Here is a 15130-nt window from a genome sequence, read left to right as displayed (position 1 = left end):
GTGGCTCAGTGGGCTATAATGCGCGGATAAATTTACAAGACTTGCTCATATTGGAGAAATATACATTGCACTTTACTGATCTTGGGATTGATACTCGCCTAGAAACACAATTAGCGCACCAAGGGATCACCCAGCCTACCGATATTCAAGCTCATGCTGTGCCAACGGCACTCGCTGGACATGACATTTTCGCTCAGTCAAAAACTGGGTCAGGCAAAACTTTAGCGTTTTTATTACCTGCTGTGCAGCGAGTAATGAAACAAAAAGCACTCAGTAAACGTGATCCTCGTGTACTTATTGTTGCTCCAACTCGTGAGCTTGCAACCCAAGTGTTCACCCAACTACGATTACTTATTGCCGGTACCAATATCAAGGCAGTTAAAATTCTCGGTGGTGAAAACTTTAACGACCAAATTAAAGCACTGCGCAACGACCCACATTTTGTGGTTGCTACACCAGGGCGCTTAGCCGATCACTTAAAGCAACGCTCTTTACAGTTAAGTGGCTTAGAGCTACTTATATTTGATGAAGCTGACCGTATCTTGGATTTAGGTTTCACCGACCAGCTTAAGTTAATTAATGAACTGGCAGATCACCGATTACGCCAGACCCTATTGTTTTCAGCGACATTAGATCATGCTCAAGTAGATGCCCTTTCGCGTAATTTATTAAAAAAACCAAAACAAATTATGCTCAGTGCAGCCAATGAGCAACACAGTGATATTAAACAAACATTGTATTTAGCCGATCATCTTGATCATAAAGAAGCGCTACTTGAGCATTTTCTTAATCAAGACAATGTAGGGCAATGTATTATATTCACCGCTACACGTGCTGATACCAGTCGCTTAAGCGAGGCATTAAATAGTAAAGGCTTTAAGTCTGTCGCACTAGCCGGGGATTTAACTCAAAGTAAGCGCCTTGATATCATGGATGCGTTTAGCCGTGAGAACTTTAAAATATTAATTACTACTGATGTTGCATCTCGCGGTTTAGATTTACTCAGTGTTACCCATGTTATTAATTTTGATCTACCAAAACATGCTGAAGAATACGTTCACCGTATTGGTCGCACAGGCCGTGCTGGTTTTAAAGGCAACGCGCTATCATTTGTTGGTCCTAAAGATTGGGCAAGCTATTTAGCAATAAAGTCATTTTTAAATGACGAATTGTCGTTTGCGACGGTTGATGGTTTAAAAGCGAAATTTAAGGGCATCAAAGAGAAAAAAGTAACGCCAGTTAAATCAATTAAAAAGATAGTAGCTGATAAAAAACCACAGCAAAAACGCAAAGCGAAACCGAAAAAACCAGTAGCCCCAGTTAAAGCACCACTTAACATCGATGGTGATACCCCTATGCGTCGTAAAAAAAAGCCTGAGCAGGAATAATTATGAGTTACCTTGGAACTACCCAAACCTTATTTGTAAAAGAAGTCAGTAATGAAGGTGCCTATTTAGATGGCCATGACTTAGGTGAAGTATTTTTACCTAAACACGAGATTAAACATGAACTTGAAGCTGGCGATAGCATCAGCGTTTTTACCTTTTTAGATAACGCAAACCTGCCAACAGCAACAACTAAAAAACCACACGCACAAGTCGGTGAATATGCCCTACTGCGCGTTAAAGAAATAAACAGCATTGGTGCTTTTTTAGATTGGGGTTTAGAAAAAGACGTGCTTGCACCGTTTAATGAACAAAAACCGCGTATGCAAGAAGGTTACTCGTATTTAGTCCGTTTATATCTAGATAATGCCAGTCAGCGAATTTGTGCTTCAACCAACTTTAATCGCTTTTTATCAAAAGACGAGCCGCAATATAGCTACTTGCAAGAAGTTGATTTAATTGTGGCAGGTAAAACCGATATCGGCTACAAAGTACTTATTGAAGAATCTCATTTTGGTGTTGTATTTTACAACATGGTATTTAAAAACCTATTTGTTGGTCAAAAGCTCAAAGGGTTTATTCAAAAAGTGCGTGAAGACGGAAAAATTGACGTTATACTTGAAAAGCCAGGTATGGGTAAAGTCAGTGAACTTGGCGAAAAAATTATGGAAAAACTAAAAGATGAAGGTGGCATCTTAGCCATAGGCGATAAATCTGAACCTGAATTAATTAAAAAAGTTTTCTCGACCAGTAAAGCAAACTACAAAAAAGCCATTGGTGGGTTATTTAAACAAGGCTTAATTGATATTGAAGCTAAGTCTATTCGTTTAAAATAATTCTATAAAAAAGCCACCTAGGTATAAACTTAGGTGGCTTTTTCGTATTTAAAATTTATAACTTAATGTTTTTGTAAGGTAAGGTACAACGTGAATATTGATTTGAATATTCAATTAATTCTTTTTTAGATGTCATATTTAATGGCGCTAATCTAAATACTTTTTTTGTACACTCATTCTGCATTTCATCGTGTACATCAACACATTCTCTACTACTTATATCAAGTCCTGCTAAAACAGCTTCATTTGTATAACATAAATGCTGAGCATAGTTTTGGGCGATTTTTTTAAACTTAAATAAATCAACGGGGTAATCAGATACCAAATCGGTAACATTCGAAACATCATCATACATTTTGGTTGAAAATACATATTTATTAACAGCAAAGCCACTAATGATAATTACCACTACAAACATTATTAAACGCAAAGTTAGTTCCTCACTGCATAGCCGTAACTAAATGTAGCACAAACAAAAAGAGTTGTAATAAACTCCTTATAATTATGCATACTTTAAATTTAAGCTATTGATTTATTAACATCATTTAATACTTCTACAGGGTTTTGTGCCTGAGTAATCGGACGCCCTATTACTAAATAGTCACTGCCAGCTTCAATCGCGTCTTTAGGTGTCATAATACGTTTTTGATCGCCCGCATCACTGCCAGCAGGACGAATACCTGGGGTTACGAGTTTAAATTCTTTGCCTAAAGCCGCCTTTAAACTTTGTGCTTCTTGTGCAGAACAAACCACACCATCAAGCCCTGCTTGCTTTGTTAGTTTTGCTAAATGCATAACTTGCTCTTGTGGTGATTTAGTTATACCTAAACGCCCAAGCTCAGTTTCATCCATGCTGGTTAAAACAGTCACGGCAATCAATAAAGGAGCTTTATCACCAAATTGTTCGAGTGCCTGCTTTGCTTTATGCATCATTTCAAAACCACCACTTGCATGAACATTAACCATCCACACGCCCATTTTAGCTGCAGCGGTTACTGCTTTAGCAACAGTATTTGGGATATCATGAAATTTCAAATCTAAAAATACATCGAAACCTAAATCAACCAGCTCTTTAACAAATTCAGGGCCAAAATATGTGAACATTTCTTTACCCACTTTTAATCGACATGTATCCGGTGATAACTGTTTCACAAATGCTAAAGCAGTTTGCTGATCATCATAATCAAGAGCGATAAGAATTTTTTTTGATTGTTCGAAAGACATAACTATCCTACTAGTGAGCGAAAAGTATAAAGATTAAAATCCGTCTAAGCCTCTGCTAGGCACAATGGTTTCCCAATGTTTACACGAAGGGCAATTCCAATAAATGGTGTAACTTGTAAAGCCACAATGCTGGCATTGAAAGTCAGGCTTGGTAGCAATATATGAGGTAACAAGTTTATCTATTTGATTAAGCACATCTTTGGTATTTTTATTTTCGGTGCTCATTAACTGCAGTAAAAAACTAAAGCCACGGATGGTAGGTTGACGTTTTAAACTGTCGGTTAAAAATTCAAAGGCTTGTTCAGTGTGACCTTGCTCAAGCAACGCTTGGCAATGCTGTATTTTTATCATTACCCCACCCTTATCTAATAAGTCGTTCACGAGTTCATGAAACTGATGGGTTAGTTTAAGTTGCTTATAACTATGCGCTAACTTATCAATAAATAATGGCGCAAAAAAGGTAAATTGACAGATAAGTTCTCGCCAATAATAAATTGCTTTTACGTAATCTTCTTTTGTATAGGCAGACAAACCAAGCTCATATAGAGGCCTGATTGTTTTAAAGTTTAAGCTAATAGCTTTGCGCATAAGTTGAGGATTATTACTGGTAATAGCATATTCACAATAAAAGTTTGCGATGGCTTTGAAGTGTTGTTCTTTTGAAAAAAGCTCAGTATGCGCTTCAAACATACTAATGCCTTTTTCCCATTCACGGGTCTGTGAATATAAGGAAATAATTGGCTCAAGAGCATCTTCATGGTTATTTTTTACCAGCCATATTAAATGTTCTTCTGCGCTATCGAGTAAACCTGCCATAATATAGTCTTCTGCTAATTCTAACCGACTATTGGCAGCTTGTTTTTCGTTAAGGCTTGGGTGTTTTAATAGCAATTCATGAATTTTTATTGCGCGGTCAAGCTCGCCACGGCGGCGAAACATAGTGGCTAATGTAGAATAGTGTTCTACAGAGTCAGCAGCTACTTCGAGCAAATTAATTAAATGCTCAAGCCCCTGATCTTCTTCTCTGTCCAGTAAGAACTTTAACCCTTTACTGTATTCAGAAGTGATTTCTCTATTAAATTGATGAGCCTGATTTTTCGCACTGTTTTTTCCCATGATCCAGCCATAACCGGCGGCGACAGGAAGCAGTAAAAACAACAGCTCAATCATAATTAGGTATCTTTGTTGGCAATACGCTTTTTATTATCTTTTTCAGGCGTTAATTGCTTTTTTAAACGGTAATTTTGCCACTTTAATTGCGTAAACAATTTAAAGCTCACAAAGCAACCCACTACAACACCTAACAAAAAGCAGATACTTATTATAACGGCTAAAGGTAATGTATTACTGGCTATTATGTAGTTAATTTGTGTTAATTGTGGATTTTGCGAACCCAATACAAATGCACCAATTAAAAAAAGTGCTGCCAGAATAATTTTTAATACCTTGAACAAGTAACTACTCCAATAAATTTACTAAGCAATGCTCTCGTTTACACGGTCACGTAGTTCTTTGCCTGGCTTAAAATGAGGTACATGCTTACCATCTAACTCTACAGTTTCACCTGTTTTAGGATTACGACCTGTACGAGGTGCACGGTAATGCAAAGAGAAACTTCCAAAACCTCGGATCTCAATACGATCTGAAGAAGATAATGAGCCGGCCATTTGTTCAAGAATTTCTTTAACAGCGTTCTCAACATCTTTCACAGGAATATGTGCGTGTTGTTCAGCAAGTGTTTCTATCAGTTCTGACTTAGTCATAGCGTTTCCTTAAAAAGAAATAGTGGAAGGGCATAAACTGCCCTTCCAATTAAAAGACTATAATTAATTAGTCTTTTTGTGCATTTGCGAAAGCAGCTGCCATTGCGTTTTCGAACACTGGCTCTTCTTTCTTAAGCTTCTCTAGTACTTCTTTCTCTTCTGCTTCGAAAAGAGCTTTAACAGATAAGCTTAAAGTGCGGTTCTTACGATCAACACCAACGTATTTAACTTCGATTTCGTCGCCTACAGAAACAACAGTAGTTGCATCTTCAACGCGCTCTTGAGCGATATCAGCTACACGGATGTAACCTTCAACGCCTTCGATAAGTTCAACAGTTGCGCCTTTCGCATCAACTTCAGTCACTTTACCTTTAACAATAGCACCTTTTTTGTTTGCATCAAGGTAGTTATTGAATGGGTCAGCTTCGATTTGCTTAACACCTAGAGAGATACGTTCACGCTCTGGGTCAACTTGCAATACGATAGCAGTGATTTCGTCGCCTTTCTTGAATTCACGTACAGCTTCTTCGCCAGGTGTATTCCAAGAAATGTCTGAAAGGTGTACAAGACCATCAATACCACCGTCAAGACCGATAAAGATACCGAAGTCAGTGATTGATTTGATCTTACCAGTAACTTGATCGCCTTTGTTTTGTAGACGAGCAAATTCCTGCCAAGGATTAGCAATACATTGCTTAAGACCAAGAGAAATACGACGACGTTCTTCGTCGATTTCAAGAACCATAACTTCAACAGTGTCACCAAGTGAAACAACTTTTGAAGGGTGGATGTTCTTGTTAGTCCAATCCATTTCAGAAACGTGTACTAGACCTTCAACGCCTTCTTCGATTTCTACGAAGCAACCGTAATCAGTAAGGTTAGTTACACGACCAGAAAGTTTAGAACCTTCTGGGTAACGACCAGCGATAGCTGCCCATGGATCTTCGCCAAGCTGTTTAAGACCTAGAGATACACGAGTTTTATCTTTATCGAATTTAAGAACTTTAACTGCGATTTCGTCGCCAACATTAACGATTTCTGAAGGGTGCTTAACACGCTTCCACGCCATGTCAGTAATGTGTAGTAGACCATCAACACCACCAAGGTCAACGAATGCACCGTAGTCAGTAAGGTTCTTAACGATACCTTTAACTTCTTGACCTTCAACAAGGTTAGCAAGAAGCTCTTCACGTTCTTGTGAGTTTTCTGATTCGATAACTGCACGACGTGAAACAACAACGTTGTTACGTTTTTGATCAAGCTTGATTACTTTAAATTCAAGCTCTTTGCCTTCAAGGTGAGTTGTGTCACGTACTGGACGAACATCAACAAGTGAACCAGGTAGGAAAGCACGGATTGAATCAACCTCAACAGTGAAACCGCCTTTAACTTTACCGTTGATAACACCAGTAACAGTCTCTTGCTCTTCACATGCTTTCTCAAGACGGATCCACGCTTCGTGACGCTTCGCTTTCTCACGAGAAAGGATAGTTTCACCGAAACCGTCTTCGATTGCATCTAGTGCAACATCTACTTCGTCGCCAACAGCAACTTCTAGTTCACCAGCAGCATTTTTGAACTGCTCTGCAGGGATAGCACTTTCTGATTTAAGACCAGCATCTACAAGTACAATGTTGTTCTCGATTGAGATTACTGTACCTTTAACGATAGAGCCTTGCTCTGCTTCAAAACCCTTTAAGCTTTCTTCAAATAACTGCGCAAAATTTTCTGACATACGAATATACGTCTCATATATTAATACCAATAAGCAACCATGCTGCATGGGGTTGTTAAAATAGCACTGGCGTCCTGCTGGTGCATAAAATGTGTTTAGCTTCGTTTAGGAAGCTTACCTTCAGAGATGCTTGAATCTAATAAAGTTATAACTTTATCAAAGACTTGCTGTGCGTTGAGTTCGCTAGTATCAAGCTCAATCGCATCCTCTGCAGGTACAAGCGGCGCAACGGCGCGATTCATATCGCGATCATCACGTGCTTGAATGTCTTGTAATAGACCACTTAGTGTAACATCAAGCCCGCGCTCATTCAACTCAACAAAACGTCTGCGAGCACGTTCTTCTGCACTTGCGGTTAGAAATATCTTTAATGGCGCATCAGGAAACACAACAGTGCCCATATCGCGACCATCAGCAATTAAGCCATTTTCAGTTCTAAACGCACGCTGGCGACGAAGTAACGCTTCACGAACTCGTGGCAATGCCGCAACTTTGGACGCTGCAGCTCCCACTTCTTCATTTCGAATAGTGGTTGTTACATCTTCGCCTTCTAAAATAATCTTTCCTGCATTAGTATCACTGTCTATCAGAAACTGCACATCAAGATTTGCAGCTAGTGGAACCAGTGCTTCTTCGTTATCTAACGCAATTTGGTGATGAAGTGCTGCAAGTGAAAGTACGCGATAAATTGCACCGCTATCTAACACATCCCAGCCTAATTTTTCAGCCAATAAGCGACAAACAGTTCCTTTACCAGAACCACTTGGGCCATCTACGGTGATTACGGGCATTAATAACGCCGGCATTTAAAACCTCCTTCAATGCACACCAAAATAAACCGCCATATTATACGTCAATTATTAAAGATTATCCGCTTTTAGTATGTAACTTTTTATAAATACTTATAAATAGCCTATTTACTGACAGATGCTAACACGTTGAAAAATGTTGGGAATGTCTTGTAAGTACAGGCTGGATCGTTAATCGTTATGGGCTTACCCCCTACAGCCACCATTGCAAAGCACATGGCAATACGGTGGTCATCATAGGTATCTACAGCCACATTATTAAACTGTTTTGGCGGTGTGATCTCAATAAAGTCATGCCCTTCAACTACTTCAGCCCCTACTTTTTTAAGCTCTGTGGCCATAGCGTGTAAACGGTCAGTTTCTTTTACTCGCCAGTTATAAATGTTGCGAATTGCCGTTGGCCCTTTTGCAAACAAGGCAACTGTAGCCAGAGTCATTGCAGCATCAGGTATTGCATTCGCATCAATATCAATACCGTTAAGCTCACCTTTACGAACAACTAAACGTTCGTCATACCAATCAATTTTGGCACCTACTTGCTCCATAACATTAGCAAAACCAATATCACCTTGAACTGATTTAGCACCGACGCCTTTAATTTCTATTTCGCCGCCGGCAATTGCTGCAGCAGCAATAAAGTAAGAAGCAGATGAAGCATCCCCTTCGACCATAATACGCTCAACGGATTGATAGTGCTGTGCACCTTTTACAATAAAAGTACTGTAATTGTCATGCTCAACGGTAACACCAAAACGCGCCATTACATCAAGAGTAATATCAATATAAGGCTTAGACACTAACGTGCCTTTAATTTTAATGTGTGTATCGCCTTTAAATAATGGCGCAGCCATGAGCAGCGCCGTTAAAAATTGACTTGAAATACTACCGTCAATTTCGACTTCACCACCCGCTATTTTCCCGCCGACAATTTTAAGCGGCGGATAATCTTTATTTTTTAAATAACTAACATTACCACCTAAGGCTTGCAGTGCATCAACCAAGTGGCCAATTGGTCGCTCTTCCATACGTGGCTCACCAATTAACTCATACTCCCCAGCAATCGCTGCAAGCACGGCCGTTAAAGGACGGTATGCTGTACCTGCATTACCTAAAAACAGTGGTTCAGTTGGCGTTTTAAATACGCCACCTACACCTTCTACGGTCGCGATGGTTCGCTCATCATTAAGTGTCACATTCACACCGAGCTGCGCTAAGGCGCCCAACATATGACGAATATCATCACTGTCTAATAAGTTTTCTACAACCGTAGTGCCGTTTGATAGTGCAGCCAATAATAGAATGCGATTTGACAAGCTTTTCGAACCCGGCAGAGTAACACTGCCATTAACCTGTGAAATAGGCGCTAAAGAAAGTTGCTCCATTAGCTGTTCTCCTTTGCGAAAGCCGCCATAAAATCAACTAATGCTTTAACCCCTTCCAGTGGCATTGCATTGTAAATACTCGCGCGCATGCCGCCAACAATACGGTGCCCTTCAAGCGCTAATAAGCCCGCTTCTTTTGACTCTTTAACAAACTTATCATTTAGGCTTTCATCAACTAACCAAAAAGGCACATTCATACGTGAACGACAATGTTTTGCTACCTTGTTGGTGTAAAAATCAGACTCATCGATAAAGTCATAAAGCAGCTGAGCTTTGGCAGTATTATGTGTTTCCATGGCTTTTACACCGCCATTTTGTTCAAGCCATTCAAATACTTCAGCTGCTAAATACCATGCAAATGTAGGTGGAGTGTTAAACATACTGCCTTGTTTTGCTTCAAGGGCGTAATCCAAAATACCTGGCTTAGCTAGCCCTTCACGCTCAAGTAGCGTTTTACGAACAATTACGATAGCAATACCCGATGGGCCGATATTCTTTTGAGCACCTGCGTAGATTAAATCAAATTGATTAACGTCAATTTCGCGCGATAGAATAGTCGACGACATATCGGCGACAATCGGTGCTGTTGGGTGACTGGGTACATCAAAAATCTCTAGACCATCTACAGTTTCATTTGGGCAGTAATGAATATATGCAGCATCGGCTGGTAAAACCCAATCGGCTACCTGCTTAATAGAAAATAAACCGTTATCATCATTACGCACGTCAATTGTGTGAGTTTGAGTAAGCTTATCGGCTTCGCTGGTTGCACTTTTTGACCACACGCCGTTTTCACAATACACCGCTTTTTTTCCATCAACGTGGAGGTTTAAAGGTACGGCACTAAATTGACCTCGACCTCCGCCGTGCATAAACAGCACTTCATACTCATCACTAATATTCATTAAGCGACGTAGACTAGCTTCACACTTAGCCGTTAATGCTAAAAACTCTTTACTGCGATGGCTCATTTCCATTACTGAAACGCCAAGCCCTTGCCAGTCTAAAAACTCTTTTTGTGCTTTTTGCATTACAGCCGGTGGTAACATTGCAGGACCCGCACAAAAATTATAAATACTCATTACCTTTTCCTCATTCCAGTAATTTACTGTTTAACTTGAACTAATACCAATCCGCAATAATACTTAATCATTTTACGGGGCTAAACGTGTCGCTACCTGCGTTAAAAACTTCTCATTTAGAACAACTAAATAGCAAATTTTTTGCCTAGCTATCAAGACGTTTTTCCAGCCTCAAAATAGACCACTTAATTAAGTGAATTGGTATTAAACTAATTCAAGTGTCTTTAGTTTTTTTCAACTATATAAAAAAAGCGGCCAAGGCCGCTTTTTTCAATCTCAATTATTCTGAAGGAGGATTATCATCCGCTACTTCATCTATAACCGTATCTACTGTTTCAACGTCTTCGATGTCAATCAAGTCACTTTCAGTCACTTCAATCTCTTCTATACGTTGTAAACCAACTACTTGCTCTTCGTCAATAGTTCTGATCAAAATAACACCTTGGGTGTTACGTCCAACCGTAGAAACTTCATTAACGCGAGTACGTACTAAGGTACCACGATTCGAAATAATCATTATCTCGTCGTTGTCATCAACTTGTACAGCACCAACAACGGCACCATTACGCTCACTCACCTTAATTGATACAACACCTTGTGTTGCACGACTCTTAGATGGGTAGTCTTCAAGTTGAGTACGCTTACCGTAACCATTTTCTGTCACTGTTAATATTGCACCGTCATTCTTTGGTACAATCAGTGATACAACACGTTGATCGTCTGGCATCTTAATACCACGAACACCCGTTGCAGTACGACCCATGGGACGTACACCTTTGAAGCGAATCTCAGGCTTACCTTCTTCATCAAGAACAGGGTTACCATTTTCATCAACTACCGTGGTTTCTTCAGCTTCTTTAAAGCGTACAACTTTACCCGCATCAGTGAACAACATAATTTCGTTGCTACCATCGGTAATATCAACACCAATTAAGCTATCACCTTCGTTTAAGTTAACGGCAATAATACCGCTAGCACGTTGACGGCTGTATGCAGTCAATGGTGTTTTCTTAACCGTACCAAATGCTGTCGCCATAAAGATGTATTTATCATCTTCATAATCGCGTACCGGCAAAATAGCAGTAATACGTTCATCTGCTTCAAGCGGTAATAAGTTAACAATTGGCTTACCGCGCGCTGCGCGACTTGCAAGTGGTAACTGATACACTTTAAGCCAATATAATCGACCCGCAGTAGAGAAACATAAAATAGTATCGTGGGTATTGGCAACAAGTAGACGTTCAATGAAATCTTCATCTTTCATCTTGGTTGCTGACTTGCCTTTACCACCACGACGCTGCGCTTCGTAATCACTTAACGCTTGATACTTAACATATCCTTCGTGTGACAAGGTCACAACCACGTTCTCTTCGTTAATTAGGTCTTCAAGGCTAATATCGTGTGCAGCGGCATTAATTTCAGTGCGGCGCTCATCACCATATTGCTCTTTAATTTCAACTAACTCATCACGAATAACTTCCATTAAACGTTCCGGACTTGCCAAAATGAATAATAGTTCAGCAATTAGGTCGAGTAACGATTGGTATTCAGTAAGAATTTTTTCGTGTTCAAGACCCGTTAGTTTGTGTAGACGTAGGTCTAAAATTGCTTGAGCTTGTTGCTCAGAAATATAGTACTGACCATCACGAATACCCAGCTCGCTTGCTAACCAATCTGGGCGGGCAACATTGTCTTCACCGGCTTTATCAAGCATGGCTTTAACATTACCTAATTCCCAAGGGCGCGCTGTTAGTGCAACTTTTGCTTCAGCAGGTGTTGGTGACTTACGAATAAGTTCGATAATTGGGTCAATGTTTGCCAGTGCAATCGCTAAACCTTCTAGCGTATGCGCACGGTCACGAGCTTTGCGTAAATCAAATACCGTACGACGAGTAACAACTTCACGGCGGTGAATAATAAACTCTTCAAGCATTTCTTTTAAGTTGAAACACTTAGGCTGGTTATTAATTAACGCAACCATATTCATACCAAACACAGTTTGTAACTGAGTTTGTGAATAAAGGTTGTTCAAAATAACTTCACCTACGTCACCACGTTTGATCTCAATAACGATACGCATACCGTCTTTATCTGATTCATCACGTAATGCGCTGATCCCTTCAATCTTTTTATCTTTAACTAGCTCAGCAATTTTTTCAATCAAACGGGCTTTGTTAACTTGGTAAGGGATTTCATGAACAATAATCGTTTCACGGCCAGTTTTCTCATCAGTTTCAATCTCAGCACGCGCACGCATGTACACTTTACCACGACCGGTTTGATAGGCTTGTTCAATGCCTTTTTTACCGTTGATAATTGCCGCAGTTGGGAAATCTGGGCCTGGAATGTAATCCATTAACTCAGTAATGGTTAACTCAGGGTTTTGAATAAGCGCTAAACAGCCATTCACTACTTCTGTTAAGTTATGTGGCGGAATATTTGTCGCCATACCAACAGCAATACCTGACGAACCATTAACTAACAGGTTAGGTATTTTAGTCGGTAATACATCAGGAATTTGCTCTGTGCCATCGTAGTTAGGCACAAAATCAACCGTTTCTTTTTCAAGATCGGCTAATAATTCGTGCGACATTTTTGCCATACGTACTTCTGTATAACGCATTGCCGCTGCTGAATCACCATCAACCGAACCAAAGTTACCCTGACCATCAACTAACATATAACGTAGTGAGAATGGCTGAGCCATACGTACGATGGTGTCATAAACTGCACTGTCGCCGTGTGGGTGGTATTTACCGATTACGTCACCGACCACACGGGCCGATTTTTTGTAAGGCTTGTTCCAGTCATTACTAAGCTCGTTCATTGCAAACAAGACGCGGCGGTGAACAGGTTTTAAACCGTCACGTACGTCTGGTAATGCACGTCCTACAATTACACTCATGGCGTAATCTAAGTAAGAGTTTTTTAACTCGTCTTCAATATTGACTGGCAGAATTTCATTGGCGAGATCAGTCATTTGATATCACATTCCTTCAGTATCAGCTCTCAACAACCCAGTATTAGGTATTAAGAGTGTTTGTTATTATTTCTAAGCAGCCATGCTATCACAATTAATTTTAATTTACAGGCGCAAAACTTTGCGATTTATCAATTTAGCCCTATATAATGGCCTCAGATTGACGAGGAAGTATTTTATGACCGAACATCAAAATGTAGATAACGCAGAAATAGCAAAGTTTGAAGCCATCGCAGAGCGTTGGTGGGATTTAGAAGGCGAATTTAAACCCTTACACGAAATTAATCCATTACGATTAGATTTTATCGCTGACAAAACTAAAGGGTTATTTGATAAAGAAACCCTAGATGTTGGGTGTGGTGGCGGTATTTTAAGTCACAGCATGGCACGAATGGGCGCAAACGTAACAGGTATCGATATGGGGCAAGAGCCTTTAACTGTCGCCAAGTTACACAGTTTAGAAACAAGTGTACCCGTTGAATATATAAAAGTACCTGCCGAACAATTTGCTGATGAGCACTCTGGGCGCTTTGATGTGATCACTTGCATGGAAATGTTAGAGCACGTTCCCGACCCTGCTTCTATTATTCATGCGGTCGCTAAATTAGCAAAACCTGGGGCGGATGTATTCTTCTCTACCCTTAATAAAACCCCTAAAGCTTATTTATACGCTATTGTCGGTGCAGAAAAACTGTTAAAAATGGTGCCTGAAGGTACCCATGACCATAAAAAGTTTATTAAACCTGCGCAATTAATCGCATGGGCAGAACAAGCAGGCTTGAAGGTACGTGCCAGTGCAGGATTAAGCTACAACCCACTTTCAAAGCAATATACGGTTAATGATGACGTCAGCGTAAATTATATGCTGCACTTTGAGAAGTTAGCGTAATGGCAAGCTTGCAAACACCTACTAGCCCAATTGAATATCAAGCATTGCTGTTTGACTTAGATGGCACTTTACTCGATACCGCTGATGATTTAGGCGCCGCGCTAAATAGTGTGCTGCATAATCATCAACAGCCCTTAGTGGGCAGTGATATATATCGACCCGCAGCTTCAAATGGCGCAGCAGCATTACTTGCTGCTGGTTTTAAAGATGCTTGGGCGCAACAACCGCAAGAGCAACTTTTAGCAGAGCTAGTTGCACACTACGCTGCCAATATTGCCACCCATACCCAATGCTTTGTAGGTATAGAACAGTTACTCATTGCCCTTGATAATAAAGGGATCCCGTGGGGCATTATGACAAATAAGCCTGGCTTTTTAACCGATCCTTTAGTCGAGGCGATTCCTGCATTAAAAAATGCTCAAATTGTGATAAGTGGTGATACCTTAGCTGAATCTAAGCCCTCACCCCTTCCTTTATTACATTGTGCTGAGCAAATGAGTGTTGATCCTTCGCGCTGCCTATATATAGGTGATGCACAGCGAGATATACAAGCAGGTAAAGCTGCGAATATGCACACCGCTACCGCACTGTGGGGATATGTACCGAGTATAGACGAAGCATTGGCTTGGAATGCAGATTTTAATTGGCATAGCCCTATAGATGCATTCAACCACATATTGTGCCATGTTAATTAATAAACACTACATATTGTGATTGTGTTAGTTTTTACGCAAAGCTTGATGATAAAAAAAGCAGACGAAATTTATTTTTAAAAAGCGTAAATTTAATCTTTCCTTAGTTGATTTTTACAAATTTCAACTTAACCGAATGATCAAAGGTTAATGCCTACTAACACAATTACGTTATCCCAACGTTATCCACAATGAGAGCGGTTTCTGTCCCTTGCAAAAGATCACAGACCACACTATCTTGTGATCTCTAATTTGAACAACACCAGATATTGTGGCTAAATGTTATTCGATTAAATTTACCTATGCGGTGGAAATAACAATAAAAGAATAGGCACTGGGCGTTTTAAGTGCAC

At 40.0% G+C, this 15130-nt stretch carries 14 protein-coding genes; 4 read left to right on the top strand and 10 right to left on the bottom strand.

Annotation, left to right across the window (positions count from 1 at the left end; translation table 11 throughout):
- The first annotated feature begins 65 nt into the window (after positions 1 to 65).
- Positions 66 to 1388 carry a DEAD/DEAH box helicase gene (locus P3J6_RS12060; RefSeq protein WP_198523133.1) on the top strand — a complete coding sequence of 441 codons (1323 nt, stop codon included), beginning with the start codon at positions 66 to 68 and terminating at the stop codon, positions 1386 to 1388.
- A 2-nt stretch (positions 1389 to 1390) separates the two neighbouring features.
- Positions 1391 to 2221, top strand: a complete 831-nt coding sequence (locus P3J6_RS12055) for a CvfB family protein (protein ID WP_198523132.1) — start codon at positions 1391 to 1393, stop codon at positions 2219 to 2221.
- A 55-nt stretch (positions 2222 to 2276) separates the two neighbouring features.
- On the opposite strand, the gene P3J6_RS12050 is transcribed toward P3J6_RS12055, so the two are convergent.
- The 10 genes from P3J6_RS12050 to gyrA form a co-directional block, all read right to left on the bottom strand.
- Positions 2277 to 2651, bottom strand: a complete 375-nt coding sequence (locus P3J6_RS12050) for a hypothetical protein (RefSeq protein WP_171039639.1) — start codon at positions 2649 to 2651, stop codon at positions 2277 to 2279.
- Between the two features lie 89 nt (positions 2652 to 2740).
- Positions 2741 to 3445, bottom strand: coding sequence for an orotidine-5'-phosphate decarboxylase (gene pyrF / locus P3J6_RS12045; RefSeq protein ID WP_138608482.1), 705 nt, complete (start codon positions 3443 to 3445; stop codon positions 2741 to 2743).
- 33 nt (positions 3446 to 3478) lie between these two features.
- The gene (gene lapB, locus P3J6_RS12040; protein ID WP_198523131.1) at positions 3479 to 4615 is read right to left on the bottom strand and encodes a lipopolysaccharide assembly protein LapB; all 1137 of its coding nucleotides are present in this window, start codon (positions 4613 to 4615) and stop codon (positions 3479 to 3481) included.
- Between the two features lie 2 nt (positions 4616 to 4617).
- Entirely contained in the window at positions 4618 to 4899 is a 282-nt protein-coding gene (locus P3J6_RS12035; RefSeq protein ID WP_008114742.1) for a lipopolysaccharide assembly protein LapA domain-containing protein, read from the bottom strand.
- A 21-nt stretch (positions 4900 to 4920) separates the two neighbouring features.
- The gene (gene ihfB / locus P3J6_RS12030; RefSeq protein WP_024600987.1) at positions 4921 to 5208 is read right to left on the bottom strand and encodes an integration host factor subunit beta; all 288 of its coding nucleotides are present in this window, start codon (positions 5206 to 5208) and stop codon (positions 4921 to 4923) included.
- Between the two features lie 67 nt (positions 5209 to 5275).
- Positions 5276 to 6943 carry a 30S ribosomal protein S1 gene (gene rpsA / locus P3J6_RS12025; protein ID WP_002961176.1) on the bottom strand — a complete coding sequence of 556 codons (1668 nt, stop codon included), beginning with the start codon at positions 6941 to 6943 and terminating at the stop codon, positions 5276 to 5278.
- A 95-nt stretch (positions 6944 to 7038) separates the two neighbouring features.
- Positions 7039 to 7749 (bottom strand): (d)CMP kinase, encoded by a 711-nt coding sequence (gene cmk, locus P3J6_RS12020; RefSeq protein WP_010389925.1) that lies wholly within the window; start codon positions 7747 to 7749, stop codon positions 7039 to 7041.
- 107 nt (positions 7750 to 7856) lie between these two features.
- On the bottom strand, positions 7857 to 9134 hold the full coding sequence (aroA, locus tag P3J6_RS12015) for a 3-phosphoshikimate 1-carboxyvinyltransferase (protein ID WP_198523130.1): 1278 nt from the start codon (positions 9132 to 9134) through the stop codon (positions 7857 to 7859).
- A complete protein-coding gene (gene serC / locus P3J6_RS12010; RefSeq protein ID WP_198523129.1) occupies positions 9134 to 10216 on the bottom strand; it encodes a 3-phosphoserine/phosphohydroxythreonine transaminase in 1083 nt (360 codons plus the stop codon). The genes aroA and serC overlap by 1 nt, the downstream gene beginning before the upstream one ends.
- 280 nt (positions 10217 to 10496) lie before the next feature.
- Complete coding sequence (gyrA, locus tag P3J6_RS12005) at positions 10497 to 13196, bottom strand: DNA topoisomerase (ATP-hydrolyzing) subunit A (protein WP_198523128.1); 2700 nt, start codon at positions 13194 to 13196, stop codon at positions 10497 to 10499.
- 178 nt (positions 13197 to 13374) lie between these two features.
- On the opposite strand from gyrA, the gene ubiG reads away from it, so the two are divergent.
- Both ubiG and P3J6_RS11995 read left to right on the top strand, forming a co-directional pair.
- A complete protein-coding gene (ubiG, locus tag P3J6_RS12000) occupies positions 13375 to 14085 on the top strand; it encodes a bifunctional 2-polyprenyl-6-hydroxyphenol methylase/3-demethylubiquinol 3-O-methyltransferase UbiG (protein WP_198523127.1) in 711 nt (236 codons plus the stop codon).
- On the top strand, positions 14085 to 14780 hold the full coding sequence (locus P3J6_RS11995; protein WP_198523126.1) for an HAD family hydrolase: 696 nt from the start codon (positions 14085 to 14087) through the stop codon (positions 14778 to 14780). Before ubiG ends, P3J6_RS11995 begins: the two co-directional genes overlap by 1 nt.
- Positions 14781 to 15130: the final 350 nt, after the last annotated feature.

The sequence above is a fragment of the Pseudoalteromonas sp. 3J6 genome, from assembly GCF_903995135.1.
Lineage (GTDB): Bacteria > Pseudomonadota > Gammaproteobacteria > Enterobacterales > Alteromonadaceae > Pseudoalteromonas.
Note: the sequence above shows the minus strand (reverse complement) of the source record. Positions and strands in the feature narration are given on the sequence as shown.